The sequence below is a fragment of the Plantibacter sp. CFBP 8775 genome (genome assembly GCF_014839505.1).
GTDB lineage: Bacteria > Actinomycetota > Actinomycetes > Actinomycetales > Microbacteriaceae > Plantibacter > Plantibacter auratus.
This window is the reverse complement of sequence record NZ_JACYNV010000001.1, coordinates 2,356,943-2,380,952: the sequence shown is the minus strand read 5'-3', so window position 1 is coordinate 2,380,952 and position 24,010 is coordinate 2,356,943. Positions and strand designations below refer to the sequence as shown.

The 24,010-nt window shown below is 68.4% G+C and carries 20 protein-coding genes and 7 tRNA genes; 5 read left to right on the top strand and 22 right to left on the bottom strand.

What is annotated here, in order from left to right; genetic code table 11:
• Positions 1-9 precede the first annotated feature (9 nt).
• Positions 10-687: a hypothetical protein gene (locus IFR14_RS11240; RefSeq protein WP_191941102.1), complete on the top strand. Its 678-nt coding sequence runs from the start codon at positions 10-12 to the stop codon at positions 685-687.
• Here IFR14_RS11240 and IFR14_RS11235 read toward each other — a convergent pair.
• The 12 genes from IFR14_RS11235 to thrS form a co-directional block, all read right to left on the bottom strand.
• Positions 674-2,929, bottom strand: coding sequence for a RelA/SpoT family protein (locus tag IFR14_RS11235; protein WP_079705918.1), 2,256 nt, complete (start codon positions 2,927-2,929; stop codon positions 674-676). The genes IFR14_RS11240 and IFR14_RS11235 overlap by 14 nt on opposite strands.
• 48 nt (positions 2,930-2,977) lie before the next feature.
• A complete protein-coding gene (gene secF, locus IFR14_RS11230; RefSeq protein WP_079705917.1) occupies positions 2,978-4,018 on the bottom strand; it encodes a protein translocase subunit SecF in 1,041 nt (346 codons plus the stop codon).
• Positions 4,018-5,769, bottom strand: coding sequence for a protein translocase subunit SecD (gene secD / locus IFR14_RS11225; RefSeq protein WP_064293819.1), 1,752 nt, complete (start codon positions 5,767-5,769; stop codon positions 4,018-4,020). Before secD ends, secF begins: the two co-directional genes overlap by 1 nt.
• A 64-nt stretch (positions 5,770-5,833) precedes the next feature.
• Positions 5,834-6,217, bottom strand: coding sequence for a preprotein translocase subunit YajC (locus IFR14_RS11220; protein ID WP_249407008.1), 384 nt, complete (start codon positions 6,215-6,217; stop codon positions 5,834-5,836).
• A gap of 72 nt (positions 6,218-6,289) precedes the next feature.
• The gene (gene ruvB, locus IFR14_RS11215; RefSeq protein ID WP_071260128.1) at positions 6,290-7,321 is read right to left on the bottom strand and encodes a Holliday junction branch migration DNA helicase RuvB; all 1,032 of its coding nucleotides are present in this window, start codon (positions 7,319-7,321) and stop codon (positions 6,290-6,292) included.
• Positions 7,318-7,944: a Holliday junction branch migration protein RuvA gene (gene ruvA, locus IFR14_RS11210; protein WP_064293816.1), complete on the bottom strand. Its 627-nt coding sequence runs from the start codon at positions 7,942-7,944 to the stop codon at positions 7,318-7,320. Before ruvA ends, ruvB begins: the two co-directional genes overlap by 4 nt.
• Positions 7,941-8,573, bottom strand: a complete 633-nt coding sequence (gene ruvC, locus IFR14_RS11205) for a crossover junction endodeoxyribonuclease RuvC (protein WP_064293815.1) — start codon at positions 8,571-8,573, stop codon at positions 7,941-7,943. The genes ruvA and ruvC overlap by 4 nt, the downstream gene beginning before the upstream one ends.
• 96 nt (positions 8,574-8,669) lie before the next feature.
• Entirely contained in the window at positions 8,670-9,431 is a 762-nt protein-coding gene (locus tag IFR14_RS11200) for a YebC/PmpR family DNA-binding transcriptional regulator (protein WP_079705914.1), read from the bottom strand.
• A gap of 99 nt (positions 9,432-9,530) precedes the next feature.
• Positions 9,531-10,127, bottom strand: a complete 597-nt coding sequence (pdxT, locus tag IFR14_RS11195) for a pyridoxal 5'-phosphate synthase glutaminase subunit PdxT (protein WP_137241690.1) — start codon at positions 10,125-10,127, stop codon at positions 9,531-9,533.
• A gap of 30 nt (positions 10,128-10,157) precedes the next feature.
• The gene (gene pdxS / locus IFR14_RS11190) at positions 10,158-11,063 is read right to left on the bottom strand and encodes a pyridoxal 5'-phosphate synthase lyase subunit PdxS (protein WP_079705912.1); all 906 of its coding nucleotides are present in this window, start codon (positions 11,061-11,063) and stop codon (positions 10,158-10,160) included.
• 97 nt (positions 11,064-11,160) lie between these two features.
• A complete protein-coding gene (locus IFR14_RS11185) occupies positions 11,161-11,721 on the bottom strand; it encodes an HIT family protein (RefSeq protein ID WP_079705911.1) in 561 nt (186 codons plus the stop codon).
• A complete protein-coding gene (thrS, locus tag IFR14_RS11180; protein ID WP_194718942.1) occupies positions 11,718-13,640 on the bottom strand; it encodes a threonine--tRNA ligase in 1,923 nt (640 codons plus the stop codon). The genes IFR14_RS11185 and thrS overlap by 4 nt, the downstream gene beginning before the upstream one ends.
• 193 nt (positions 13,641-13,833) lie before the next feature.
• Between thrS and IFR14_RS11175 the strand changes: the two genes are divergently transcribed.
• Positions 13,834-14,517 carry a lysoplasmalogenase gene (locus IFR14_RS11175; RefSeq protein ID WP_191941099.1) on the top strand — a complete coding sequence of 228 codons (684 nt, stop codon included), beginning with the start codon at positions 13,834-13,836 and terminating at the stop codon, positions 14,515-14,517.
• Positions 14,518-14,614: 97 nt separating this feature from the next.
• Here IFR14_RS11175 and IFR14_RS11170 read toward each other — a convergent pair.
• The 8 genes from IFR14_RS11170 to IFR14_RS11135 all read right to left on the bottom strand — a co-directional run bounded on the left by IFR14_RS11170 (position 14,615) and on the right by IFR14_RS11135 (position 17,863).
• A tRNA-Val gene (locus tag IFR14_RS11170) sits at positions 14,615-14,686 on the bottom strand.
• A 21-nt stretch (positions 14,687-14,707) separates the two neighbouring features.
• Positions 14,708-14,778, bottom strand: a tRNA-Cys gene (locus IFR14_RS11165).
• Positions 14,779-14,834: 56 nt separating this feature from the next.
• A tRNA-Gly gene (locus IFR14_RS11160) sits at positions 14,835-14,906 on the bottom strand.
• A 355-nt stretch (positions 14,907-15,261) separates the two neighbouring features.
• On the bottom strand, positions 15,262-16,533 hold the full coding sequence (locus IFR14_RS11155; RefSeq protein WP_137241691.1) for an HNH endonuclease signature motif containing protein: 1,272 nt from the start codon (positions 16,531-16,533) through the stop codon (positions 15,262-15,264).
• 315 nt (positions 16,534-16,848) lie between these two features.
• The gene (locus IFR14_RS11150; RefSeq protein WP_161578517.1) at positions 16,849-17,388 is read right to left on the bottom strand and encodes a hypothetical protein; all 540 of its coding nucleotides are present in this window, start codon (positions 17,386-17,388) and stop codon (positions 16,849-16,851) included.
• A gap of 139 nt (positions 17,389-17,527) precedes the next feature.
• Positions 17,528-17,602 (bottom strand) — tRNA-Val (locus tag IFR14_RS11145).
• Positions 17,603-17,660: 58 nt separating this feature from the next.
• Positions 17,661-17,731: transfer RNA gene (locus tag IFR14_RS11140), tRNA-Cys, on the bottom strand.
• Positions 17,732-17,791: 60 nt separating this feature from the next.
• A tRNA-Gly gene (locus tag IFR14_RS11135) sits at positions 17,792-17,863 on the bottom strand.
• A gap of 168 nt (positions 17,864-18,031) precedes the next feature.
• Between IFR14_RS11135 and IFR14_RS11130 the strand changes: the two genes are divergently transcribed.
• Positions 18,032-18,104, top strand: a tRNA-Val gene (locus IFR14_RS11130).
• A gap of 45 nt (positions 18,105-18,149) precedes the next feature.
• On the opposite strand, the gene IFR14_RS11125 is transcribed toward IFR14_RS11130, so the two are convergent.
• The gene (locus IFR14_RS11125) at positions 18,150-19,790 is read right to left on the bottom strand and encodes an MFS transporter (RefSeq protein WP_191941098.1); all 1,641 of its coding nucleotides are present in this window, start codon (positions 19,788-19,790) and stop codon (positions 18,150-18,152) included.
• Between the two features lie 165 nt (positions 19,791-19,955).
• Here IFR14_RS11125 and IFR14_RS11120 point away from each other — a divergent pair, with 165 nt between their 5' ends.
• Both IFR14_RS11120 and IFR14_RS11115 read left to right on the top strand, forming a co-directional pair.
• The gene (locus tag IFR14_RS11120; protein WP_124769327.1) at positions 19,956-20,696 is read left to right on the top strand and encodes a histidine phosphatase family protein; all 741 of its coding nucleotides are present in this window, start codon (positions 19,956-19,958) and stop codon (positions 20,694-20,696) included.
• Positions 20,683-21,564 (top strand): ADP-dependent NAD(P)H-hydrate dehydratase, encoded by an 882-nt coding sequence (locus tag IFR14_RS11115; protein ID WP_191941097.1) that lies wholly within the window; start codon positions 20,683-20,685, stop codon positions 21,562-21,564. Before IFR14_RS11120 ends, IFR14_RS11115 begins: the two co-directional genes overlap by 14 nt.
• Here IFR14_RS11115 and IFR14_RS11110 read toward each other — a convergent pair.
• On the bottom strand, positions 21,561-23,987 hold the full coding sequence (locus IFR14_RS11110) for a phosphoketolase family protein (protein WP_191941096.1): 2,427 nt from the start codon (positions 23,985-23,987) through the stop codon (positions 21,561-21,563). The two genes, IFR14_RS11115 and IFR14_RS11110, sit on opposite strands and share 4 nt — an antisense overlap.
• Positions 23,988-24,010 lie beyond the last annotated feature (23 nt).

Sequence of the window (24,010 nt, the reverse complement as noted above, 5' to 3'; positions counted from 1 at the left end):
GATCGTCGTATGTCCACGGCACTCCAGACGTCCTCCCCCATCGAGCCAGGCTGCACGACGGATCCTTCGGCCTCCACGAGCCGCCTCCCCGCCTACCTCCAGCCACCTGAGCTCTCCGTCGCCGAGCTCGCCGCCGCGCGGCTCGACGGCGAGCTCTTCGCCTTCGAAGACGGCTACTGCAGTGTCGACGAACCCGACACCGTCAGGCTGCGCGCGGCGGTCCTCGAACAGCTGCCCGGGCTGACCGGCGCGGTCATCGCCGAGACGAGTGCCGCCTGGCTGCACGGTGCGGCGCTCATCGCACCGAGGGTCCACACGGGCTTCGTGTCGATGGAACGGCGAAGCGCGCGTTCGCCCCGGTTGCGTCTGCGTCAGGTGTCACTCCGCGCGGACGACAGCGAGCGGTGCGGGGCACTGCGGGTCACGACCCCCACGCGCACGGTCGCGGATCTGGCACGGCGCACCGGGGCCGATGCGGAGGAGGCCATGTCGACGATCCGCAACTACTTCCTGCTCGGGCTCACCAGCCCTGAGGAGGTCGTCGCATGGGTCCGCTCCGTCCCGCGGGTCCTCGGCGGCACACGGATCGTCCGTGTCGTGTCGTGTGCCACCGAGGTGATGCTCCCCAGCCTCGAGCCGACTCGGAGTGAACTGGCGTCCTGGTCGCTCCCGCTCAGCCGCCGTTGACCCGGTAGACGTCGTAGACGGTGTCGATCCGCCGGACCGCGTTCAGCACGCGGTCGAGGTGGGTGGTGTCGCCCATCTCGAACACGAAGCGGCTGATGGCCAGGCGGTCGCTCGAGGTGTTCACCGTCGCCGACAGGATGTTGACGTGGTACTCGGACAGCACCCGCGTCACATCCGACAACAGTCCGGCTCGATCGAGTGCCTCGACTTGGATCTGGACGAGGAACACGCTCTTCGAGGACGGCGCCCATTCCACGTCGATCATGCGCTCGGGCTCCTGCAGGAGTCCCTGGACGTTGTGGCAGTCCGAACGGTGGACGGAGACGCCGGAGCCTCGCGTGACGAACCCGACGATCTCATCACCCGGCACCGGGGTGCAGCACTTCGCGAGCTTGACCAGGATGTCGGGAGCACCGAGCACGAGGACCCCGGAGTCGCTGTTCTGCAGCCGCTCACGGCGGCTCCCGCGGACCGGGACGGTGTACTCGGCGTGCTCGCTGTCGGCGTCCTTCTGCAGGAGCGCGACGACCTTCTCGAGCACGGACTGCGTCGAGACGTGGCCCTCGCCGACGGCCGCGTAGAGCGCCGTGACGTCCTCGTAGCGCAGCTGCGCCGCGACCTCGGCGAACGAGTCCTGGTTCATGAGCTTCTGGAGCGGCAGGTTCTGCTTGCGCATCGCCCGCGCGATCGCGTCACGGCCCTGCTCGATGGCCTCGTCGCGTCGCTCCTTCGTGAACCACTGGCGGATCTTGTTCCGCGCCCGTGGGCTCTTGACGAAGTTCAACCAGTCCTGGCTCGGACCGGAGTCGGGGTTCTTCGAGGTGAAGACCTCCACCACGTCGCCGGTGTTCAGCGAGCTCTCCAGCGGCACGAGCCGCCCGTTGACCCGGGCGCCCATCGTCCGGTGGCCGACCTCCGTGTGGACGGCGTAGGCGAAGTCGACCGGCGTCGCGCCGGCGGGCAGGCCGACGACACGCCCCTTCGGGGTGAAGACGTAGACCTCCTTCGCGCCGATCTCGAACCGCAGCGAGTCGAGGAACTCCCCCGGGTCCGCCGTCTCCGCCTGCCAGTCGGAGATGTGGGCGAGCCAGGCCATCGAGCTGTCGGGCTCGGCGGAGGACGCGGTCTTCCCGCTGTTCATCCGCTCCTTGTACTTCCAGTGCGCGGCGACACCGAACTCGGCTCGCTGGTGCATCTCGTTCGTGCGGATCTGGATCTCGACGGGCTTCCCGCCCGGTCCGACGACGGTGGTGTGCAGCGACTGGTACAGGTTGAACTTCGGCGTGGCGATGTAGTCCTTGAAGCGCCCCGGGACGGGCGTCCACCGTGCGTGGATCGACCCGAGGACCGCGTAGCAGTCCCGCAGCGAGTTGACGAGGACACGGATGCCGACGAGGTCGTAGATGTCGTCGAACTCGCGGCCGCGGACGACCATCTTCTGGTAGATCGAGTAGTACTGCTTCGGGCGACCGGCGACCTTGCCGCGGATCTTCTGCGCCTTGAGGTCCTCGTTCACCGCGTCGATGACGTGCTGCACGTACTCCTCGCGCTGCGGTGTCCGCTGCTTGACGAGCGATTCGATCTCGGCGTAGAGCTTCGGGTACAGCACGGCGAAGGACAGGTCTTCGAGCTCCCACTTGATCGCCTGGATCCCGAGGCGGTGCGCGAGCGGTGCGTAGATCTCGAGGGTCTCCGTGGCCTTCTTCGCCGCCTTCTCGGCCGGGACGAATCCCCAGGTCCGGGCGTTGTGCAGACGGTCGGCGAGCTTGATGATGAGGACGCGGATGTCCTTCGACATCGCGACGATCATCTTCCGGACCGTCTCGGCCTGGGCGCTGTCGCCATACTTGACCTTGTCGAGCTTCGTGACGCCGTCGACGAGCATGGCGACCTCGTCGCCGAAGTCGGCGTGGAGTTGGTCGAGTGAGTAGTCGGTGTCCTCGACGGTGTCGTGGAGGAGGGCCGCGACGATCGTCTTCGGTCCGATGCCGAGGTCGGCCAGGATCTGGGAGACGGCGACCGGGTGCGTGATGTACGGCTCGCCGCTCTGGCGCTTCTGGCCGGAGTGGGCCCGCTCGGCGACCGTGTACGCACGTTCGATGAGCGCCAGGTCGGCCTTGGGATGGTGCTGCCGCACCGTCCGCATCAGGGTGTCGACGGCGCCGGCCGGCTGTGCCTTCGAGAAGATCCGTGGGACGAGACGGCGCAGGGAGGCCGTCGAGGATGTCGTGGTGTCCGCCATCTCAGGCCTCCCTGCGCTCGTGCACGCGGTTGTCGGTCGCTGTCAGGGTCAACGCGCCAGCGGCGCGTCTGCTTCCGTGCGTTCGCCCTCGGCGTCATCCGAGGTCTGAGCGCGCTCGCGCGCCTGCAGCACGCGCTTGTCGTGCTTGGCGATGCGGGGCTCGTTGTGCCGGAAGTTCGCGTAGAGCGGTGCGGCGACGAAGATCGTCGAGTACGTGCCGACGAGGATACCGACGAGCAGGGCGAGCGAGATGTCGCGCAGCGTGTCGGCACCGAGGACGAAGGCACCGAAGAACAGGATCGCCGCGACCGGGAGCGCCGCCACGACGCCGGTGTTGATCGAGCGCACCAGGGTCTGGTTGACCGCGAGGTTGACCGACTCCCCGAATGTCCGGGCCGCGCCGTCGGCGTCGAGCGTCGTGTTCTCGCGGATCTTGTCGAACACCACGACGGTGTCGTACAGCGAGAAGCCGAGGATGGTGAGGAAGCCGATCATGGCGGCCGGCGTGATCTCCCAGCCCGTCGCGGCGTAGACACCGGCCGTGATGATGAGGTCGTGCATGAGGGAGAGCAGCGCGGCCGCGGACATCTTCCAGGTGCGGAAGTACAGGGCCATGAGGATCGCCGCGAGCACGAGGAACACGATGAGGCCGACGATCGCCTGCTTGGAGACGTCCTGACCCCATGACGGGCCGATGAACGAACTCGTGATGTCGGACTGTTCGACGCCGTAGGCCTCGGCCAAGGCTGCCGACACCTGCTGGGTGACCTTGTCGTTCTTCAGCTGGTCGGTCTGCACGCGGACCGAGTTGCCGCCCACGACGGTGACGTGGGTGGTCGCGCCGCTGACGACGGACGCGACCGCGTCTTCGGCCAGCGTCTGATCGGTGCTCTTGACGTCGGCGATCTGGAACTGCGAACCACCGCGGAACTCGATGCCGAAGTTGAATCCGCCCTTGACGACCGGGATCAACACGGAGAGGACGACCGCGACGATGGCGATCGTGTACCAGATCTTGCGCTTGCCGACGAAGTCGTAGGAGCGCTTCCCGGTGTAGAGCTCGTTTCCGAACCGTGCGAACGCACCCATCAGGAGTCCTTCCCATCGGTCGGCAGATCGTCTGCTCTGGTGTCGGAGCCGCCTCCGACGAGGGCCGCCTGCTTGCGCTCGGCGATCGTCTGGCGCTTGGCCGCCTCACGGCTGCTGGACGCGGCCTTGGCGCCGGGCACCGAGACGGGCTTCCGGAACTCCGCGCGACCACGGTAGATGGCGCCGAGCGCCGACGGGTCGAGACCGGTGAACGGCTTGCCGCTGTTGAAGAGCTTCGTCTGGCCGAGGAGCTGCATCATCGGGTGCGTGAACAGGAGCACGACGATGACGTCGATGATCGTGGTCACGCCGAGGGTGAGCGCGAAGCCGCGGACGTTGCCGATCGCGAGGACGTACAGCACGACGGCGGACAGGAGGTTGACACCCTTCGCCGCGTAGATGGTGCGCTTGGCGCGCTTCCAGCCGGCTTCGACGGCGGACTCCAGACCGCGACCGTCGCGGAGTTCGTCCTTGATGCGTTCGAAGTACACGATGAAGGAGTCCGCGGTGAAACCGATGGCGACGATGAGGCCCGCTATCCCGGCGAGGGAGAGCCGGAAGCCCTGACGCCAGGACATCAGCAGGATCACCACATACGTGAGCACCGCGGCCGCGACGAGCGAGGCGATGGTCACGGTGCCGAGGAGCCGGTACTGGAACAGCGTGTAGATGACGACGAGGATGAGCCCGATCAGACCGGCGATGAGGCCGCTCTCCAGCTGCGTCGAACCGAGGGTCGCCGAGATGGTGTCCTGGCTCTGCACGACGAAGCTGATCGGCAGGGCGCCGAACTTGAGCTGGTCGGCGAGGGTCTTGGCGGACTCCTCGGTGAAGGAGCCGCTGATCTCCGGCTTGCCGTCCGAGATGACGGCGAGCGACTGCGGTGCGGAGATGACGTTGCCGTCGAGCACGATCGCGAACTGGTTCTGCGGGCTCTGCAGCGAGGTCAGGCGGCCGGTGACGTCGGCGAAGAGCGCGGTGCCCTTCTCGTTGAAGACCGGGTACACCGCCCACTCGCCCGTGCTGGCACCCGACGACGTCGTCTTGATGCCGGCGCTCGCGTCGGACAGGTCTTCTCCGGACACCTCGACCGGGCCGAGGACGTACTTGAAGGTGCCGTCGACGTCGCACGTGATGAGCGGGTCGGCAGCGGGCGCTGCGGTGGCGTCGAGCGAGTCCGCGTTCGCGGCGCAGTCGTAGGCCTGGAAGGCGGCGTACAGCGCGGGCGTCACCTGCGACAGGTCGCTCGCGTTCGTCGGCGACGCGGTCGGCGTGCTCTCGAGGCCCGGATCCGGCGTCGGATACGGGGTCGAGGCGCCGTCCTCACCGATGAAGGTGTTGGACGGCTGACCGGGAGTCAGCTGCTGCGAGGTGAGGACCGGACGGAACTCGAGCTTCGCGGAGCTCTCGATCCGGTTCAGCGTCGCTTCGTCGGGGGTTCCCGGGATCGAGACGACCACGTTCTGACCCTGCGTCGTGATCTCCGCTTCTGAGACGCCGGACGCGTCGACGCGCTGGCGGATGATCGCCACGGCCTGGTTCAGCTGTTCGTTGGAGACCGTCTGGCCGGACTCCAGTTTCGGCGCGAGGATGATCTGGGTGCCACCCTCGAGGTCGAGGGCCAGCTTGGGCGCCCATGAGCTGTTCCCCCAGAGGACCCCGGCCGCGTTGATCGCGAACAAACCGATGAGGATTACGCCAAGCCAGGTGAGCGAACGCCACGCCTTCTTGACCGGAGTCGACTTTGCCAAACTCGGAACTCAGCTTTCTCTGCCGGCGGTGGCACGACGGCCACCGCCCGGGAAGGGGTTGGGACTAGTCGTCGCTCTTCTGCGGCTTCGAGGTGTCCTCGACGCGCTGGCCGAATTCGGGCTTGGAGAGGTCGAGCGATGAGGCGTCGTCGGGGATCGACTCGACGACCGGAGCCTCCTCCGCGGTCTCGGCGACCGTCGGGGCGACGACCGCACCCGCGTAGCGGGGGTCGATGGTGACGACGACGCCGGGGGCGATCTCGACATCGGCCTTGCGGGAGTCGCGGTCCATCGAGATGAGGGTGCCGTAGACACCGAAGCCGGTGAGCACCTCTGCGCCGGGGACGAGCTTCTGCTCCGTCACCGCGGCTTGCTTCTTCCGCTTGTTGTTGCTCACCATCATGAACACGATCATGACGCCGGCGAGGCCGAACAGGACGAGGGTCATTGCATCCACGATGGGAACCTTCCAGAGGAGATTGAGGGCGGGAGACGTTGGGAACGCACCGCCAAAGGGAAATTATAGGCCATCGAGGGTCGAGCCATGCTGAGAAGGTGTTCTGCCGAAGTGCCGCCAGGCGGCCGGGGTCGCCACGCGGCCCCGTGGCGTGCGCGTGATGAGGCCGATCCGGACGAGGAAGGGCTCGACGACGGACTCGATCGTCTCCGCTTCCTCGCCGACCGAGACCGCGAGCGTGCTGAGCCCGACCGGGCCTCCGGCGAAGCGGTCGAGCATGCCCTCCATGACCGACCGATCGAGTCGGTCGAGACCGAGGGCGTCGACGTCGTAGAGCTCGAGGGCGGCACGCACGGTCTCCAGGTCGGCGCGGCCACCGTGCACGAGCGCGTAGTCCCTGACCCGGCGGAGGAGTCGGTTGGCGATGCGTGGCGTACCCCGACAGCGTCCGGCGATCTCGGCGACGGCCCGACCGTCGATGTCGAGGCCGAGCATGTCGGCGGTGCGGTGCAGCACCTGCTGCAGTTCCGGCTCGTCGTAGAACTCGAGGTGGGCGGTGAACCCGAAGCGGTCGCGGAGCGGGTTCGGCAGCAGACCGGACCGGGTGGTCGCCCCGACCAGGGTGAACGGTGCCAGCTCGAGCGGGATGCTCGTCGCGCCGGCACCCTTGCCCACCATGATGTCGATGCGGAAGTCCTCCATGGCGAGGTACAACATCTCCTCGGCTGGGCGGGCCATGCGGTGGATCTCGTCGATGAAGAGGACCTCACCCGGGGTCAGCGACGACAGGACGGCGGCGAGGTCGCCGGCGTGCTGGATGGCCGGACCGCTTGTGAGCCGGAGCGGTTTCCCGGTCTCGTGCGCGACGATCATCGCGAGGGTCGTCTTGCCGAGTCCAGGAGGGCCGGCCAGCAGGATGTGGTCGGGGGTGCGGTTCTGCATCCCGGCGGCCGTGATCAGGAGCTGCAACTGACCGCGTGCCTTGGACTGACCGACGAACTCGGAGAGCGACCGCGGACGGAGCGCCCCCTCGAACGCCAGTTCCGCGTCGGACTCGGCGGCTGGATTGGTGAGGTCTTCTGGAGCGTCCGTCACGAGGTACGGCCTCCGGCGTGCGCCGGGCCGAGTCTGCCGAGGGCCAGGCGGATGAGCGACGGCACGGTCGAGAGGTCGTCCGCACTGGCGGAGGCGGAGGCCTCCACGACCGCCTGCGTCGCCGTCTTCTCCGGCCAACCGAGCCCGATGAGCGCCGTCACGACCTGATCGGCGATCGCGGCCGCGTTCACGGTGGTCGCCGGAGCTTCAGGCGTCGTCCTGGTGACGCGGAGCTTGCCGGCGAGCGAGACGGTGATGAGCTTCGCCGTCTTCGGCCCGATCCCCGAGACCTTCCGGAACGGGGCGTCGTCGTCCGCGGAGATGGCGGCGGCGATCTGCTCCGGCGTCAGCGCCTCCAGGACGCCGAGTGCCGACTTCGGGCCGACCCCGGTGACGCTCACCAGGAGCTCGAACACGGACAGCTCCTCGGCGGATCGGAACCCGAACAGCGAGAGCGAGTCCTCCCGCACGATCAGTGTCGTCGAGAGGAGTGCTTCGGTGCCGACCCGGAGTGAGAGCGCATGGGCCGGCGTGACCTGGACGGCGAATCCGACTCCGCCCACCTCGATCACGACGAGGTTGCCGACCGCGCTCAGGACGGTGCCGCGGAGGGAGGAGATCATGCTTCCAGCCTAGGGCTCCGCGCTGCCCGGGCCCGGACGGCCGCCTCGCGCGGAGCGCCGCCGCGTTCCGCAGCAGCCCAGGCACGCTGGGCCGGGGTGAGTGCTCCACTCCCCTGCGGCGGTGCGCCGACGGGTGTCGCAGCAGTCGACACGACTGGTCGCCAGGCGTGGCAGATCGCGAGCGCGAGCGCATCAGCGGCGTCAGCGGGCTTCGGGAGTTCGTCGAGACCGAGGATCCGCGCGACCATGGTCTGCACCTGGAGCTTGTCCGCCCGGCCGTATCCGGTCACCGCGGCCTTCACCTCGCTCGGGGTGTGCAGGCCGACGGGGATCCCGTTCGCGGCCGCAGCGTGCAGGGCGAGCCCACTCGCCTGAGCGGTGCCCATGACGGTCCGGACGTTGTGTTGCGCGAACACCCGCTCGACGGCCATCGCGGTCGGCGAGGTGCGCTCGATCGCCTCGGCGATGCCCTGCGCGATCATGAGGAGTCGCTGCTCGAGCGGGGCGTGCGCGTCCGTCCGGATGACGCCGTACTCGACCATCGTGGCCTGCCGTCCCGGCAGGACGTCGACGACCCCCACCCCGCATCGGGTCAGGCCGGGATCGATGCCGAGGACGCGCAGAGTCATGTTCCGACCCTAAGCGCGGGCGATGCGCCGAGCACTCCGCGAGGGCGGAGTGTCGTACATCCGTTCGAACGAGCTTCGCTCGGCACGCGTGCCGGACTACTCGTCGTCGGCCTCCAGTTCGGCCTGCACCTCGGGGGTGAGGTCGAAGTTGCTGTAGATGTTCTGGACGTCGTCGTTGTCCTCGAGGGCGTCGATCAGCTTGAAGACCTTGCGCGCCGTGTCGGCGTCGATCTCGACCTTGAGGTTCGGGACGAAGGCGACGTCGGCGGAGTCGTAGTCGATACCGGCCTCTTGCAGGGCGGTCCGGGTCGCGACCATGTCGCTCGGCTCGGTGACGACCTCGAAGGTCTCGCCCTCGGTGTTCACCTCTTCTGCGCCCGCATCGAGGACGGCGCCGAGGACGTCGTCCTCGGTGGTCCCCTCGGCCTGGACGACGATGAGGCCCTTGCGCTGGAAGTTGTAGGCGACGGAGCCCGGGTCGGCCATGGTGCCGCCGTTGCGGGACATCAGCGTCCGGACATCGGCTGCTGCACGGTTCTTGTTGTCGGTGAGGCACTCGACGAGCAGGGCGACGCCGTTCGGACCGTAGCCCTCGTACATGATCGTGGTGTAGTCGACGACCTCACCGGTGAGGCCGGCACCGCGCTTGACGGCGCGGTCGATGTTGTCGTTCGGGACCGAGGTCTTCTTCGCCTTCTGGATGGCGTCCTGCAGCGTCGGGTTGCCCGCGAGGTCTGCGCCGCCCATCTTGGCCGCGACCTCGATGTTCTTGATGAGCTTGGCGAACGACTTCGCGCGACGGCCGTCGATGACCGCCTTCTTGTGCTTGGTCGTCGCCCACTTGGAGTGTCCGGACATGTGCTCCCTAACTGCGTGAAAAGAACCTGACCAGTCTAGGCCAGCGGCCCGGAACTCGCGATCACGCCGGGACGGGTGGCGGGAGCAGGCAACGGTGCCTCAGCGGGATCGCTCGACCTTGTCGAGGAAGTAGGCGTGGAACCGGGTGTCGCCCGTGACCTCGGGGTGGAATGACGTGCCGAGGAGGTTCCCCTGCTCGACGGCGACCATCCGACCGTCGGGCAGTGAGGCGAGTGGTGTCACCGCCGGTCCGGCGGCCTCGACCACCGGCGCGCGGATGAACACCGCGTGCACGGGCGGGTCGCCGAGGACTGGGATCGAGAGGTCCGTCTCGAAGGAGTCGAGCTGCGACCCGAAGGCGTTGCGCCGGACGGAGACGTCGAGCCCGCCGAGACTCTGCTGGCCGGCGATCCCGTCGAGGATCCGGTCGGCCAGGAGGATGAGTCCGGCGCAGGTGCCGTACACGGGCAACCCGGCGGTGATCGCTTCGCGTAACGGTCCGGCGAGGTCGAAGGAGCGAGCGAGCTTGTCCATCACGCTCGACTCCCCGCCGGGGAGGACCAGTCCGTCGATGCCGGTCAGTTCCGAGGGACGCCTGATGAGGCTGACGTCCGCCCCGAGGCCGGTGAGGACGGCCGCATGCTCGCGGAAGTCCCCTTGCAGGGCGAGGACGCCGACGCGCGCCGACCCGGTCACGACGTCACCTGGTTCAGGGCGGACGCGGGGCTACCAGCCACGCTCAGCGAGGCGGTGCGGTGCCGCGAGGTCGGCGACGTTGATGCCGACCATCGCCTCACCGAGACCACGGGACACCTCGGCGATGACCTGAGGGTCGTCGAAGAAGGTCGTCGCCTTGACGACGGCCGCCGCCCGCTGAGCCGGGTTGCCGGACTTGAAGATGCCGGATCCGACGAACACGCCGTCGGCACCCAGCTGCATCATCATCGCGGCGTCGGCCGGCGTCGCCACTCCCCCGGCGGTGAACAACACGACCGGGAGCTTGCCGGTCTCGGCGATCTCCACGACGAGGTCGTACGGGGCCTGGAGCTCCTTCGCCGCGACGTACAGCTCGTCCTTCGACATCGACGACAGGTGCGCGATCTCGGAGCGGATCTTGCGGATGTGCTTCGTCGCCTCGGACACGTCGCCGGTGCCGGCCTCGCCCTTCGAGCGGATCATCGCGGCACCCTCGTTGATACGCCGCAGCGCCTCTCCCAGGTTGGTGGCACCGCACACGAACGGGACGTCGAAGCCCCACTTGTCGATGTGGTTCACGTAGTCGGCCGGGCTCAGGACCTCGGACTCGTCGATGTAGTCGACGTCGAGCGCCTGGAGGACCTGGGCTTCGACGAAGTGTCCGATGCGAGCCTTCGCCATGACGGGGATGGACACCTCGGCGATGATGGATTCGATGAGGTCAGGATCGCTCATCCGAGCCACGCCGCCCTGGGACCGGATGTCCGCCGGGACGCGCTCGAGGGCCATCACGGCGACGGCCCCGGCGTCCTCCGCGATACGGGCCTGCTCAGCGGTGACGACGTCCATGATGACGCCGCCCTTGAGCATCTCCGCGAGTCCGCGCTTCACGCGGTTCGAGCCGTGCTGTCCAGTGGTCGTGCTGCTCTCGGTCATGATGGCGAGCGTACCGGCGGGTGGCCTGACGGTGCTCCGTCCACAGGCCGGAAATTGGACTTGGGTGGACCGGTCCAGATGGACCGGCCCCGACGGATCAGGCCGAGGTCGGCCAGGCGTCCGCGATCGCCTGTCGGACATCGCCGAGCAGCTGCGGGAGCGCTTTGGTCTGGGCGATGATCGGGAAGAAGTTGGCGTCCGTCGCCCAGCGCGGCACGATGTGCTGGTGCAGGTGCGCCGCGATCCCGGCGCCGGCCACGGCACCCTGGTTCATCCCGAGGTTGAAGCCGTCGTTCCTCGAGACGGACCGGACGACCCGCATCGCCGTCTGCGTCAGGGCGCCGATCTCGGCGACCTCCTCCGTCGTCGCGTCGTCGTACATCGCGACGTGGCGGTACGGGCAGACGAGCAGGTGCCCGGAGTTGTACGGGAAGAGGTTCAGCAGCACGAAGGCGTGCTCGCCCCGATGCACGATGAGCGCTGACTCGTCGTCGAGCGTCGGCGCGATGCAGAACGGACAACCGTCGTCGGATGGCTGGCCCTGCTTGATATACACCATCCGGTGGGGCGTCCAGAGACGCTGGAATGCGTCCGGGACGCCCACCAGGTGGGAGGTGTCGATCGACTCGAACGACTCCGGTTCGGTGCCCGGGGTCATGCCGGCAGCTCCGCTGCGGTGTTCACCTGCAGTTTCGCGGCGATGGCGGTGCGGATCCGGCGCACGGCGTCGGCGACGGGGACACCGTTCTCCTGGGTGCCGTCGCGGAATCGGAAGCTCACCGCCCCGTTGGCCTGGTCCTCCTCGCCGACGATCAGCTGCAGCGGGGTCTTCGCCTTGGTGTGATTGCGGATCTTCTTCTGCATCCGATCGTCGGAGGCGTCGAGTTCCGCGCGGACTCCGGACGAGCGCAGCTCGGCGATGACACCGCCGAGGAACTCCTCGTACTGCTCGGAGACGGGGATGCCGACGACCTGCACGGGCGCGAGCCACACCGGGAAGGCACCCGCGTAGTGCTCGAGCAGGATCGCGAAGAAGCGCTCGATCGAGCCGAGGAGCGCGCGGTGGATCATCGCCGGGCGCTTGCGCGTGCCGTCCGCGGCCGTGTACTCCAGCTCGAACAACTCGGGCAGGTTGAAGTCGAGCTGCACGGTGGACAGCTGCCACGTCCGGCCGATCGCGTCGCGCGCCTGCACCGAGATCTTCGGACCGTAGAAGGCTGCGCCGGCGGGGTCGAGGACGAGCTCGAGACCGGACTCGACCGCCACCTGGCGGAGGGTCTCGGTCGCTTCGTCCCAGACCTCGTCGGTGCCGACGTACTTGTCGGGGTCCTTCGTCGAGAGCTCCAGGTAGAAGTCGTCGAGACCGTAGCCGCGGAGGGTCTCGAGGACGAACTGCAGCTGGCGGCCGACCTCGTCCTTGACCTGGTCGTCGGTCACGTAGATGTGGGCGTCGTCCTGCGTGAGGCCACGGACGCGCGTGAGCCCGGAGAGGGTGCCGCTCTTCTCGTACCGGTAGACGGTGCCGAACTCGGCGAGTCGCAGCGGCAGTTCGCGGTAGCTGCGGCCTCGAGCGCGGTAGATCAGGTTGTGCATCGGGCAGTTCATGGGCTTCAGGTAGTAGTCCTGGCCCTGACGGGTGACATGGCCGTCGGCGTCGACCTCCTGGTCGAGGTGCATCGCCGGGAACATGCCGTCCTTGTACCAGGCCAGGTGCTGGCTGACCTCGAACAGGTGCCCCTTCGTGATGTGCGGGGTGTTCACCAGCTCGTAGCCGGAAGCGAGCAGGCGCTCGCGCATGTAGTTCTCGATCTCGTTGCGGATGATGCCGCCCTTGGGGTGGAACACCGCGAGACCCGAGCCGATCTCTTCGGGGAAGCTGAAGAGGTCGAGCTCGGCACCGAGCTTGCGGTGGTCGCGCTTGGCAGCCTCCTCGATCCGCGTCTGGTACGCGCGCAGCTCGTCCTTGGTCGCCCAAGCGGTGCCGTAGATCCGCTGCAGCTGCGGGTTCTTCTCGCTCCCCCGCCAGTACGCCGCGGCGAGGCGCGTCAGGGCCCAGCCGTTGCCGATCATGCGCGTGTTCGGCAGGTGTGGACCGCGGCAGAGGTCCTTCCAGACCGTCTCCCCTGTCTTCGGGTCGACGTTGTCGTAGATGGTCAGCTCCGCGCCGCCCACCTCGACGTTCTCGTCGTCGGCTGCCGATCCGCCCTTGAGGCCGATCAGTTCGAGCTTGTAGGGCTCCCCCGCGAGTTCTGCGCGAGCCTCGTCCTCGGTGACGACGCGTCGCACGAAGCGCTGGCCCTGGCGGATGATGCGGTCCATCGTCTTCTGCAGCACCTTGAGCGCCTCAGGCGTGAACGGTGCGGCGACGTCGAAGTCGTAGTAGAAGCCGTCGGTGACCGGCGGGCCGATGCCGAGGTTCGCGTGCGGGTCGACCTGCTGCACGGCCTGCGCGAGCACGTGGGCTGCGGAGTGCCGGAGGATGTTGAGACCGTCGGGCGAGTCGAGGTGCACCGGCTCGACGGTGTCCGTCTCCGTCACCGTGGCGGCGAGGTCCTTCAGTTCGCCGTTGACGCGCATGGCGACCACGGATCGGTCGGTGAACAGTGCGAACCCGTCACTCACGGATGATCTCTCTTTCTCAGGTGAAACCTTGGCCGTGCAAGCCTATCGTCGTCCACGACGAGGAGACGCTGCCGTCGGTCGGCGGCCATGGTTCGTGCTCGGTCGCATCGCTAGAGTGAAGGCCTACGACGTGACGGGGGTGGCGCTGATGACGGCTGTGCAGAGGGGCGGGGCTGCGACGGCGCTGTTCGCCGCGCTGCCCGTGGTCGCACTCGTGCACATCATCGCCCTCGCATCCGGTCAGGAATGGCTGTCGCTCCTCACCAAACCGTTCATCATGCTGGTCCTCGCGCTGGCGCTCGTGTGGTCGGTCCGACGGCTTTCGGTCGCTGCGGTCACGGCGCTCGTCGCGATCCTCTGCAGCTGGCTGGGCGACGTCGCCCTCATGGTTCCGGGCGAACTCGCGTTCGGCGTGGGGATCCTGTTCTTCATGCTCGCGCAGGCCGGTTACGTCGTGCTCTTCGTGCGGCATCTGCGCACCAGGAACCGCCCGCCGGTCTGGGCGCTCGTGTACCTGGCGTGGCTCGTCGCCGGCATCGCGCTCCTCAGTCAGCAGGACATGGGGGCGCTGTATCCGGCGGTCGTCCTCTATGCCGTCGTGATCGGGGCCATGGCGGCGTCTTCCACGATGACGACGCCGACGATCGCCGTCGGCGGTGCGCTGTTCCTGGTCTCCGACTCGTTGATCGGGCTCGACCGCTTCGTGCCTGCAGTGACGATCTGGGCGGCTGACGAGATCATCATGGCGACGTACGCCGCTGGCCAAGGCCTCATCGTGTGGGGCGTCGCGGAGGTCCTGCGTCGCCGGGAGCGGGCGCCTCTCTCCGTCTGAGCGGACGTTAGGGGTGTGCGACGGCTGGTCTGCGCAAGAGTTGGTCTGTGGAACGACGAAGGGCCCGAGCTGTTCGCTCGGGCCCTTCGTGTTCCTGTGGGCGATACTGGGATCGAACCAGTGACCTCTTCCGTGTCAGGGAAGCGCGCTACCGCTGCGCCAATCGCCCAGGTGAGTGGTGTTGCCAGCGAGGTGGCGACGGGATTCGAACCCGTGTGGACGGCTTTGCAGGCCGCTGCCTAGCCTCTCGGCCACGCCACCACGTGTGATGAAACACACTGTCGAGCGGAACGCTTGCACGTTCTCACTGACACTCGAGCGGATGACGAGATTCGAACTCGCGACCCTCACCTTGGCAAGGTGATGCGCTACCACTGCGCCACATCCGCATTACATCCCGTTTCCGGGTGCTTGGAAACTCTAGCCGATGTTGAGGGCGCTCGTTGACACCTCGGCGCGGGCGAGTCGGCCCAACCCTTGATGTTCCGCGGAAAATCGGGCCGAAATTCCATCTTCCTCGGCGCGTCGGCCTGTGACGACGTCCTGAGTGGCACCGTCCAGGCCGAACCACCCTTCGACAGACTCCGGGTTCGGAGCGGTCCGGGTGCACTCCCCCGGTCGCTGAGCTTCTCGAAGTGGGGCACGGCTCGGGGACTGAAGCGATGCGGGCGGACGTTTCCCGGTCACTGAGCTTGTCGAAGTGCCCACGATGAACCCTTCGACAGGCTCAGGGACCGGCGGGGGTCAGAACGGTGCGGGGTCCGGTTCGGTCCGGTGGTGTTTGCCGTCGGGTGTTGTCCAGTCGAGCACCCCGCCAGGCCCGTGGTCGAGGTTCCACCCGGGGAGATGTTTCATTCGGTGGTGATGTCGACACAGGCAGGCGAGGTTCCCGACATCCGTTGTCCCGCCGTCCTCCCACGCGACCGAATGATCGAGATCGCAGGCCCGGGCTCGCCTGCCGCAGCCCGGTGCCCGACAGGTGCCGTCCCGAAGCCGGACCGCGCGCTGCAGATCGGCCGGAACCCGGTACTGATTCCGCCCGACGGAAAGGACCGCACCGGTTTCCGGTTGGACGAGGATCCGGGTGAAGCTGGGGGCGTTGACCGCGATACGGGCGGCGGTCTCCGGGTCGATCGGGCCGTACCCGTCGAGGGTGGCCGGGGCGTCGCTGACGCCGGCCATGCTGAGCGCCGGGACGGTGATCTGCACGGTGGGCTTGATGTGCTCCTGGACCTCGATGGGGTGCGGCAGGACTGGGCTGGACATGACGTCTTCCGGGGTCACACCGGTGAGAGCGAGGGCTGCGAGGGCGTCCGCCTGCAGCTGCGCGCAGGTGCGAGTGTCGCCGGCGGCGCGTGCCTTGGCCGCTGCGGCTTCGACCCGTTCGACGATGCCCTGCGCGATCGGCGCGGTGGTGAAGAGGTGCACCCAGGCCATGCCGTCGGCGGCCGGTTCAAACTCCACCCGGCGGTCGGCCTCTGAGCGGGTTGCTCGGGCGGTGATGGATTCCGGGTGGAGGCGCTCGCGCAGGACGCGGGCGCGGTTCTTGAGTCCTGCGGCCGTCAGGCGCTCCGCCTCTGGAAGGACCTGGTCGAGGAACACCGCCCGGCCCGCGGTCGGGACGTCGCACAGCTGGTCGGTGATCACCCGCGCATGCCGCGCCGAGATCCTGCCGGCCTCCAGCGACTCGAGCACGGCTGGTGCGTCGTTGACGAGACGTTCGGCGTCGTTGGTCGCCCGCTGGATCGTCCGCTCCGGCGTCCGGGTCGCCATCGCGAGGGCCGCGCAGGTCGACCGGCGGGACAGCGCCTGACGCTCGGCCGGCGGGAAGATCGCCGGGACCGTGGCGTCTGCGAAGGCGTCCGCGTAGGCGGCGGAGCGGGCGAGGAGGCGCGCTTTCCGTGCGTTGAGGACGGCCTGCTGCCGGTGGAGCTCCGCCCACGCATCCGAGAACTCCGCGAGCTGCGCGGCGTAGTCGTCGCCGACGCGGGTAGCGGTGAGGGTGGTCTCGGTCATGGAGCAAGTCCATCATGGACCACTGACATTCCAGATGGTGAGTGGGATCGGTCGGGGAAGTCGCTCGTGTGCCCTTCGACAATCTCAGGGACCGGTGGGGGTTGCTCAGGGACCGGTGGGGGTTGCTCAGGGACCGGTGGGGGTTGCTCAGAGACCGGTGGGGGTTGCTCAGGGGTTCGGCGGGGCGTCGCTCTCAGGGACCGGTGGGGTGTCGGTGGTTGTGGAAGTTGCTGGTCTGCCCGCCGACAAGCTCGGAGACCGAGCGCGTCGGCCCGGTGGTGGGACGGTACGTGGCTGCGCAGTGGGTGGAGCCACTCACCGGCGCTCCTGCTGGCTCCAGTCGTCGTTCGCATCGGCGAGGTGCGGGTAGATCTGGAGCATCCGAATCGACTCCACCTCCCAGACGTCGTCGTCCCAGGTGCGCTGGCCGTCGCCGTCAGGGTGGTACTCCGGGTAATCGCGGAGCCGTTCCTCTGCGTTCGAGACCGCGATGGCCTGCCGCGTGTGTTCCGAGAGTGGGCGGATCGCCCCGGCGTCCGCGAGCCACTGCACTACGGAGTCCATCACCGCCGGCATCGCCCCCATGCCCCTCGAGTCGTCCATCAGGGAGGAGTGCGTCCGACCGGGCATGATGAGCCAACCGTTGGTGTCGGGCGTGTCACCGCGGCTGGCGACCTGCCGTCCCCACGCTCTGGCCTCGACGATCTCACGGAGGAGGTACTGCTCGCACTGGGCGAACGCCGCCCGGCCCGACCGGCTGAGCGCCGGGTACGGGACGGCGGCGTGGCCCGGGTCCGTGGGATGCCGTCGCGGTTTCGCGTTGCTCGACCGCCACCAACCGCCGAGGCGGCTCATGCCACACGTCCGTCGCGCGATGGCGACGAGCGCCGCTGTGGCCCGATGGTCTCCGCCATGACTCGCTGAAGCATGGTCCCCCTGCGTTGCCTGCATGTGCCCGTACGACGAAAGCCCCCGGGGGTCCGGGGGCTTTCTGTGGTGGGCGATACTGGGATCGAACCAGTGACCTCTTCCGTGTCAGGGAAGCGCGCTACCGCTGCGCCAATCGCCCGGGTGGCGTGTGAGACACGACGCCGGGATGCTGCTGGTGGAACTGTGTTGCTGAGGTGAGGTGGCGACGGGATTCGAACCCGTGTGGACGGCTTTGCAGGCCGCTGCCTAGCCTCTCGGCCACGCCACCATGTGTGACCGAACACACTGCCGAGTAGGGTTCCTGCCGGAACAACACTACTGACACTCGAGCGGATGACGAGATTCGAACTCGCGACCCTCACCTTGGCAAGGTGATGCGCTACCACTGCGCCACATCCGCATTGCCCGCATCACTGCGTGCTCGAACGACTCTAGCCGAAACCGGGACCGATGTTCAAACCGGCGCGCGTACTGGGTCGACAGCGATGCGGATGTGCGTTCGTCCCCCGGCATCGGCTAGTATCGTGACTCGCGGCTGTTCGGCACCTCTCCGGTGCGGACGACCTGCGGGCGATTGGCGCAGTTGGTAGCGCGCTTCCTTCACACGGAAGAGGTCATCGGTTCGAGTCCGGTATCGCCCACATCATCCACCATCGCCCGGGGTGTTCCACCTCCACGGCGGCGACTCACTCCGCGAGATCAGGACGTTTCGCCCTGGCAGACCCGGTCCGGCGGGCGTCGCTCGGGAAGAAGTGTCGTTCGACGGGTTCGCCGTCGGCGTGCGCCAGCGCTGCAGCGCGGATGTCGCGGTCGCGGCCGGTCAGACGCTGCGTCTCCTGTCGTCGGAACTCGCCCCACGACGGCACCATGAAGGTCTCCAACTGCACGTCGGACTCCTCGCCGCTCCGGTACAGAGCCCATCTCGAGGCACCGGTCCGGCGACGAGAGGACTCGACATGGCCCATGGCCTTCTGGAACGCCGCGAGCGAGTCGGGATGGACCGCGTAGGAGATCTGCACGAGGACCGGCCCGTCGGTCGGCTGTGGCTCGAACACGAGCGTGGGTGTGGGCCAGGACATCGAGATGCTGCGGTCGACGGTCCCTGTTCCGGGGAGCAGGGGCAGCACCCGCACACTGGCCGCCACCAGCAGGAGCAGGACGGCCGAAGCGCTGTAGGCGAGCGACGTCCCGAGCCACTGCGCCACGATGCCCCAGCCGGTCGAGCCGATGGCCATCGCCCCCATGAAGACGAGGATGTAGATCGACGCGCCACGCGATCGCACCCACTGCGGCAGGGTGAGCTGCAGGGCGGCGTTCAGCACGGTCAGCGTGCCGATCCAGGCCAGCCCCGCGAGGACCAGGAGCACCAGCGTCGGGACGACGGGCAGGACAGCCGCTGCGAGCGACCCCGTCGCGAAGAGGACCGCGCTCACCGCGATAACGAGGTTGTCTGAGAACCGACGGCGAGCGAGCGGCAGGGCGAAGATGCCCAGCACCGCGCCGACGCCGAGCGCGCCGAGCAGGACGCCGTAGCCGCTCGAGTCGAGTTGGAGTCGCTTCGCGGTGAGGGGCAGCAGCGCCCAGAGCGCGCTGGCCGGCAGGGCGAAGAGCGCGGAACGCAGCAGGATCCGGCGGACGAGGTGCGCGGACACGACGTACCGGACCCCCGCTCGCAACGCCGCCCCGAACGGCTCGCGGTCGTCGAGACCGGTCTGCGCCGGCCGCTTCCACCAGATGAGGGCGATCACGGCCCCGACGAAGCTCAGCGCGTTGACACCGAACACGACGGGGGCTCCGAAGGCCGACAGGACGACGCCGGCCAGGGCGGGACCGACCGCGCGGGCTCCGTTCACGGTGACACCACCGAGCGCCGACGAAGCCGCGATCAGGTTGCGCGGCACGAGCTCCGGCTGGATCGCCTGCCATGCGGGTGAGGTCAGGGTGGAGGTGATGCCGAGCAGGAAGGTGAAGGCCAGGATCGTCCACGGCGACAGCGCGCCGATCCACGCCACGACGGTGAGTCCGGCCGCGAGGACCGCACTCGCCGCCGATCCCCAGATGAGCAGCCGTCGCCGGTCGAGCGAGTCGGCGAGGACCCCTGCCGGGAGGGCGACCAGGATGGCGGGCGCGAGGCTCGCGGTCTGCACGAGCGCGATGACCGCTGCGCCGGCTGCGGCCTCGACCAGGACCCACTGGGCCCCCACGGTCTGCATCCAGGTGCCGATGTTGCTCCCGAGCTGGGCGAACCACAGCACCCTGAAGGCGGTGATCGCCATGGGAGCCCATGCTGACGGTTGCGACGATGGAACTGCGGAGGGTGACGACATGGTCGAACGATAGGACGCCGTCGCGACCGGGGCATCGTCGGTTTGTCGCAATCATCGAACGGTGCATCACCGTCGCGTGGACGGCCGCCGGCGTCGCTCCATGGAGGATCATCGTCGAATCGTCAAGGTCTGCGGCCGCCGAATCGTGCTGGCTACCGTGGATCCATGGCCATCACGGAACTGATCCTCGTCCGCCACGGTGAGAGCGCCGGGAACGTCGCCGCACTCGAAGCCGATCGCTCGGAATCCCACCGCATCGCCGTTCCGAGCCGTGACGCCGACGTTCCGCTCTCAGCACTCGGGCTCGAGCAGGCGGCTGCGGTGGGGAGACGTCTCGCGGCCCTCACACCCGCCGACCGGCCGGACATCGTGTTCAGTTCGCCCTATCGGCGAGCGCACGAGACGGCCGTGGTCGCCCTTCGGGCCGCAGCGCTCGACGCCGATGAGCTTCGTCCTGTCGTCGACGAGCGGCTGCGTGATCGCGAACTCGGTATCCTCGACACCTTCACCTCGATCGGCGTCGACGCCGAGTTCCCGGAAGAGGCCGCTCGACGACGGTTCCTCGGCAAGTTCTACTATCGACCGCCAGGAGGTGAGGCCTGGACGGACGTGGCCCTCCGCCTCCGCTCGTTCATCGGCGACCTGGACCGGCACACCGACCGCACGCGGGCCCTGGTGGTCTGTCACGACGCCGTCATCTCGCTCTTCCGCTACATCTGCGAGGGGTGGGACGAGCGTCGCGTCCTGGAGGAGGCCGCTCTCCGTCCGACGCCGAACGCGTCCTTCACCCACCTCGTCCACGACGGACGGGCGTGGAAGGCGCGGGCGGCGAATGCGACTGCGCACCTGCAGCAGGCGCAGGTTCCGGTCACCGAGCACTCGGGGGCGAACGATGTCCGAAGCTGACCCCGCCACGCTCACGCCCGAGGTCCTCGCCGACTGGCCACTCCCCGATCCCGGATCGTCGAAGGACGATCGTGGGTCGGTGCTCGTGGTCGGCGGCGCGCGAATGACGCCCGGGGCGGTCGCCTTGGCGGGCCTCGCCGTTCTCAGGGTCGGCGCGGGTCGGATCACGCTCGCGGTCGGTGCGTCGGCAGCGTCTCCACTCGCGATCGCCTTCCCGGAGGCAGGCGTGATCGGGTTGGCGGAGACCAGCGGCGGAGCCGTCCGGGGTGACGGTGCCGGCCCCCTCGAGGACGTCCTGGACGTCGACTGTCTGCTGCTCGGTCCTGGCCTCGACGACGCGGACGAAGCCGTGGCACTCCTCGACGGTGTGCGCCCGCTCCTTGGCGCCGACACCGTCGTGGTCCTCGACGCCTTCGCGCTCGGTGCCCTGTCACACGCTCCCGACTTCTCGAAGGGGCTGGAGGGCCGCCTTGTATTCACGCCGAACGTGGCCGAGGCCGCGATCCTCCTCGACGTGGACGAGGCCGACCCGGACACGGCGGCGCTCGAGCTGGCGCGACGGTTCGGAGCCGTCGTCACCTGTCAGGGCAGGGTCTCCGACGGGGAGCGGGACTTCATCGCGCCCGGCGGGAGTCCGGCCCTCGGGACGGCGGGGAGCGGTGACGTCCTGGCCGGTGCGATCGCCGGGCTCGCGGCACGCGGACTCTCCCCGCTCGCGGCGAGCTGCTGGGGTACCGTGCTGCACGCCGCCTCCGGCGATCGGCTCGCCGACCGGATCGGCCCCCTCGGAGCCCTCGCCCGCGAGTTCGCGGACGAGTTCCCGACGCTCCTCCGAGAGCTCGAGCGACCCGTCACGGGGCGGTCCTAACCGACAGCGGGCCAGCGCCAGCCGGTGATCTCGGGTGCATCCTCGCCGAACTCCCTGGTGTGCGCTCGGGCTCGGAGCCGGGCGTCCTGCATCTCCTGACGGAGACCCGCGAACCGCTCGCCGAGCCCCGGCGTCCGGTCGATCGCGTCGCACACGAGCGAGAACCGGTCGATCTCGTTGAGCATCACCATGTCGAACGGTGTCGTGGTGGTCCCGTTCTCGAGGTACCCGCGGACGTGCAGCTGATCGTGCCCGTGGCGCTTGTACGTCAGCCGATGGATGAGCCACGGGTACCCGTGGTAGGCGAAGACGACTGGACGGTCCGTCGTGAACACGCTGTCGTACTCGGCGTCGGAGAGGCCGTGCGGATGCTGATCCTCGCTCATGAGTCGCATGAGGTCGACCACGTTCACGACCCGGACGGACAGCTCCGGGATGCGTTCGCGCAGGATACTCACGGCGGCCAGCGTCTCGAGCGTGGGGACATCCCCGGCACAGGCCATGACGAGGTCCGGGCGCTCCCCCGCACGCTCTGAACCGGCGAAGGGCAGGATGCCGAGCCCGCGGGCGCAGTGCGCGCGAGCGTCGTCGATGCCGAGCCACACGGGTTCCTGGTCCTTGCCCGCGACGATGACGTTGATCTCGTCCGTGCTCTGCAAACAGTGCTCCGAGACGGCCAGGAGGGTGTTCGCATCGAACGGCAGATACACCCGGATGACATCGGGCTTCTTGTTGACGACGTGGTCGATGAACCCGGGGTCCTGGTGGCTGAAGCCGTTGTGGTCCTGACGCCAGACGTGGCTCGTGAGGAGGTAGTTGAGGCTCGCCACCGGGCGCCGCCACGGCAACTCACGTGAACCGTTCAGCCACTTCGCGTGCTGGTTGAACATGGAGTCGACGATGTGGATGAAGGCCTCGTAGCAGGTGAACAGGCCGTGCCGACCGGTGAGCAGGTAGCCCTCCAACCAGCCCTGGCACTGGTGCTCGCTGAGCATCTCCATGACCCTGCCGGCGCGGGCGAGATGCTCGTCGCCCGGGACGGTCTCGGCGTTCCACTGCCGTTCGGTCACTTCGAAGACCGCCTGGAGTCGGTTACTGGCGAGTTCGTCGGGAGCGAAGATCCGGAAGGTGGTCGGGTTACGCCGGATCACCTCCGTGAGCCACGACCCCAGGACACCCGTCGCCCCGGCGTCGCGACCACCCGGGGCGTCCACCACGACGGCGGCGTCGTCGATCGCGGGGAGGTCGAGTTCCGTGCGCAGCAGACCTCCGTTGGCGTGCGGGGTCGCGCTCATCCGGGCCTCCCCGAGCGGAGCGAGCTCCCGCACGAGCGGAACCACCGCACCATGTTCGTCGAAGAGCTCCTCAGGCCGGTAGCTCCGCATCCAGGACTCCAGGATCCGCGTGTGCTCCTCGGTGTCCCGAGCGTCGGCGAGCGGGACCTGATGCGCGTGGAACGTCCCCTCGACCCGGACGCCGTCGATCACCTCCGGGCAGGTCCAGCCCTTCGGTGTGCGCAGCACGATCATGGGCCACACCGGCCGTCCGGTGTCTCCGGCGGCGGCCCGGGACTTGATGGCCGCGATGCGGTCGAGCACGACATCGAGGACCTCGGCGAACCTGCGGTGGACCTCCATCGGATCCTCGCCGTCGAACCCGCCCTCGACGAAGAACGGTTCGTGTCCGTATCCGCGCAGGAGACTCTCGAGTTCGGAGCGTGGGATGCGCGCCAGGACCGTCGGGTTCGCGATCTTGTAGCCGTTCAGGTGCAGGATGGGCAGGACGACGCCATCCTGGACCGGGTCGATGAACTTGTTGGAGTGCCAGCTGGTCGCGAGCGGTCCGGTCTCCGCTTCACCGTCGCCGACGACCGCTGCGACGAGGAGATCTGGGTTGTCGAAGGCCGCGCCGTACGCGTGGCTCAGGACGTACCCCAGTTCGCCACCCTCATGGATGCTGCCGGGTGTCTCGGGCGCCGCATGACTCGGAACCCCGCCGGGGAAGCTGAACTGACGGAAGAACCGGGTCAACCCGGCCTCGGTCTCGGCGACGTCCGGGTAGATCTCGCTGTAGGTGCCGTCCAGGTAGGCGCTCGCCAGGATCGCCGGCCCGCCGTGCCCGGGCCCGGCGATGAACATCGCCGACTGGTGGCGCTCCGCGATCACGCGGTTGAGATGCGCGTACGTCAGATTCAATCCCGGAGCGGTCCCCCAGTGGCCGAGGAGCCGGCGCTTCACATGAACGGCTTCGAGCGGGCGGCGGAGGAGCGGGTTGTCGAGCAGGTAGATCTGCCCGACGGACAGGTAGTTCGCGGCGCGCCACCAGGCGTCGACCTGTTCGATGCTCCGCTCGGACACCGGCTCGCTCGTGCCGCGAGACCGCCAGCTGTCCGTCGTCGACCCGTCCCGTGCGTTGTGCGTCATCGTTCCACGATCCCAGGTCGAGC